At 38.2% G+C, this 3416-nt stretch carries 4 protein-coding genes; 3 read left to right on the forward strand and 1 reads right to left on the reverse strand.

Going from position 1 to position 3416, the window contains the following annotated elements; translation table 11 throughout:
- The coding region (locus tag C1642_RS07675) for a sulfate/molybdate ABC transporter ATP-binding protein (RefSeq protein ID WP_011859934.1) at positions 1-798 on the forward strand (798 nt) is incomplete at its 5' end.
- A gap of 71 nt (positions 799-869) precedes the next feature.
- Complete coding sequence (locus tag C1642_RS07680) at positions 870-1793, forward strand: CysB family HTH-type transcriptional regulator (protein ID WP_001011052.1); 924 nt, start codon at positions 870-872, stop codon at positions 1791-1793.
- 89 nt (positions 1794-1882) lie between these two features.
- Here C1642_RS07680 and carO read toward each other — a convergent pair whose 3' ends face one another.
- Positions 1883-2632 carry an ornithine uptake porin CarO type 1 gene (gene carO, locus C1642_RS07685; protein WP_014207379.1) on the reverse strand — a complete coding sequence of 250 codons (750 nt, stop codon included), beginning with the start codon at positions 2630-2632 and terminating at the stop codon, positions 1883-1885.
- A gap of 295 nt (positions 2633-2927) precedes the next feature.
- Between carO and C1642_RS07690 the strand changes: the two genes are divergently transcribed.
- Positions 2928-3416 (forward strand): 2,3,4,5-tetrahydropyridine-2,6-dicarboxylate N-succinyltransferase (locus C1642_RS07690; RefSeq protein WP_103236142.1); only part of this gene is annotated, 489 nt, incomplete at its 3' end.

Genomic DNA, 3416 nt, shown 5'->3' on the forward strand with positions numbered 1-3416 from the left:
ATGACCGTATTTGACAATATTGCCTTTGGTTTACGTGTCCGTCCTCGTGCCACACGCCCATCGGAAGCCGAAATTAAAAAACGTGTGACTCGTCTACTCGATTTGGTTCAATTGGGCTTTTTAGCAGACCGTTACCCAGCCCAGCTTTCTGGTGGTCAACGCCAACGTATTGCCTTAGCTCGTGCACTTGCCGTAGAACCTCGTGTGTTATTGCTTGATGAACCATTTGGTGCACTAGATGCTAAGGTTCGTAAAGAATTACGCCGCTGGTTACGTAACTTGCATGATGAGCTGCATATCACTTCAATTTTCGTAACCCATGACCAAGAAGAAGCACTTGAAGTAGCAGACCAAATTATTGTGATGAATAAAGGTAACGTCGAACAAATCGGTTCTCCACGTGAAGTTTACGAAAAACCTGCAACACCATTTGTATTTGATTTCTTGGGTCAAGCAAATCGTTTTGAAGGTGAACATGCAAGCGGTATTATCCGTATTGGCAATGATCGTATCGAATTACCGACCACAGTTCAGGCACCGCAAGGAAAAGTAATTGCTTTTGCCCGTCCGGATGAGTTACATATTCATGCGCAACCACAGGCAAATACAATTGAAGCAACTTTTGTACGTGAAGTCTGGATTGCTGGAAAAGTAGTGGCGGAATTACAAGATCGTAATGGACGTTTAATTGAGATTGCTCTGAGCAGTGAAGCTGCAAAACAACATGCATTTAAACCAAATCAAACTGTTTGGGTAAGTGCATCTCAACTTCACCTATTTGCAGATCAAGTTGCTTAAGGAATTATTTGGTGAGGAGCCATCTCGTGGTATTTAAAGCCGTTCCTCACCTCTTTTGAGGAAAAGTGTAAATGAACTTTCAACAATTAAGAATTATCCGAGAAACAGTACGCCAAAACTTTAATTTAACGGAAGCATCTGCCGCGTTATACACCTCTCAATCAGGTGTAAGTAAGCATATTAAAGATTTAGAAGATGAATTAGGCGTACAACTTTTCGTCCGTAAAGGTAAACGTCTGCTTGGTTTAACTGAACCCGGCCAATCACTCCTTAGCATTGTAGAACGCATGCTTGTAGATGCTGAAAATATTAAACGTCTTGCCGATGACTTTAATAAAGTGGACGAAGGTACTTTAACGATTGCAACAACTCATACTCAAGCACGTTATGTATTACCACCAATCGTCAATCAATTTAAGAAACTATTTCCAAAAGTTCATTTGATTTTGCAACAAGCAAGTCCTGTCGAAATTGCAGAAATGCTTTTACAAGGTGAAGCTGATATTGGTATCGCGACAGAGTCTTTAACAACTGAAGAAAATTTAGCAAGTATTCCATACTATCAATGGCAGCACAGCATTATCACTCCTCAAGATCACCCACTTACACAGCTCGATAAAATTGATCTTGATGCTTTATCTGAATACCCACTAATTACTTATCACGGCGGTTTTACAGGTCGTTCAAAGATCGATAAAGCATTTGAAGATGCACAAATTGATGCCGATATTGTAATGTCTGCGCTTGATGCCGATGTTATCAAAACTTACGTTGAACTCGGAATGGGCGTCGGAATTGTCAATGATGTCGCTTACGATGCAGAACGTGATTATCGTTTAAAACAAATTAAAACTGATATCTTTGGTGTCAACACCACATGGATTGCTGTTCGCAAAGGCCATTTATTACGTGGTTATGGTTATGAGTTTATTTCTTTATGCTCACCTGATGCTGACATTAAAGCATTGAAAAAAATTGCCTATCCAGATGAGTAAAAATTAAAAAAATAAAAGAGCTTTTTAGCTCTTTTATTTTTTTATTAAGTACAAAAAAACGAGCCGTAGCTCGTTTTTCTTTTGTGATCTTACCAGTAGAAGTTCACACCAACCTTACCAACTGGTAACCATTTGTATTTATCGTCATTACGAATTTCATTTTCTTCCTTATCTACTGCATCTTGAGCAGACGTTGGGTTACCATTCACAGGAGCAAGATTATATTGAGTTAACTGAACTTTTGGATTACCTGTATAGTAAGCACCTACTTCACCAAATACACCCCAATTTTTATTAAATTTCGGTGCAAAACCAAAACCTACATAAGGGGCGATATTATTTTCATAATTCATCTTACCTCTTACACCACCTTCTTGGCCAGCAACTGCTTGTTGATAGTTTTTACCATCAATTGATAATGTTTCGCCATTACCAATACGTTTAGCTAAGTCATAATCATTATCTAAATAAGCAGCACCCGCAGCTACATATAAGCCTTGAGCCCATGGATTAGAACTAGCGCCCCAAGGACGTATTTCAGCATTTAGATAAATATTATTGTTATCCATATCTAGGTCATATTTAGTACCATTTACAGAGACGTCATCTGTCCACGAAATGTCACCGCCGTTATAACCCAGAGCCAAACCTACATATGGGTTGGCTTGCCATAATAAAGCACCACCGTAACCAGTTGTACCTACCTCAGCACGCACCCCTACAGGAAGTAATTGTTTTTGGTCAAATGCATAGCTGTCATGAACAACAGCTTCATCTGCCATTGCGGCACCAGCAGCGAATAAAGCTGTTGTTGTGACTAACACACGTAATGCTTTCATAGTTTTCTCCTCAAAAAGGCTTTGTTTTTAATTTATTCATCTTGTGACTGAAATCATAATAATGACAGCTTAGATTCTTTTTTATACAAAAAATGCTAGATTTCTGTTATTTTTTGATACAAATTGAGTTAAATTTTTATTTTCAAATCATTTTTGTGTAAAAAACACTTGATTATCTAATAAGCTTATTTCGATTTACCTCATTTATATCATCAATTAAACGTAACACGTTTTTTGAAAGATTCTTGTCACAAATTAGTGTAAAATCTTTAAAATTTTTTATGGAAGGAAGATCATGTCTCAGCTTTCTACGATCATTGAGCAAGCATTTGAAGACCGCGCAAATTTCACTGCAACAGATTGCCCAAGCGAAATTCGCCAAGCTGTTGAAGAAGCAATTGCTGGTTTAGATAACGGTACACTTCGAGTTGCAGAAAAAATCAATGGTGAATGGGTTGTTCATCAATGGTTAAAAAAAGCTGTTTTATTATCATTTAAACTTAATGACAATAAACCAATCGAGTCATGTGATCTTCGTTTCTACGACAAAGTTGAAACTAAATTCTCTGGTTGGACTGAAGAGCAATTTAAAGCTGCGGGTGTTCGTGTTGTTCCTCCTGCTGTTGCTCGTCGTGGTAGTTTCCAAGCTAAAAATGTGGTGTTAATGCCATCTTATGTCAACATTGGTGCTTACGTAGATGAAGGCACAATGGTTGATACATGGGCAACTGTAGGTTCATGTGCTCAAATCGGTAAAAACGTTCACTTATCAGGTGGTGTTGGT

Source organism: Acinetobacter sp. AKBS16 (assembly GCF_002899995.1).
In the GTDB taxonomy this organism is placed as follows: Bacteria; Pseudomonadota; Gammaproteobacteria; order Pseudomonadales; family Moraxellaceae; genus Acinetobacter; species Acinetobacter baumannii.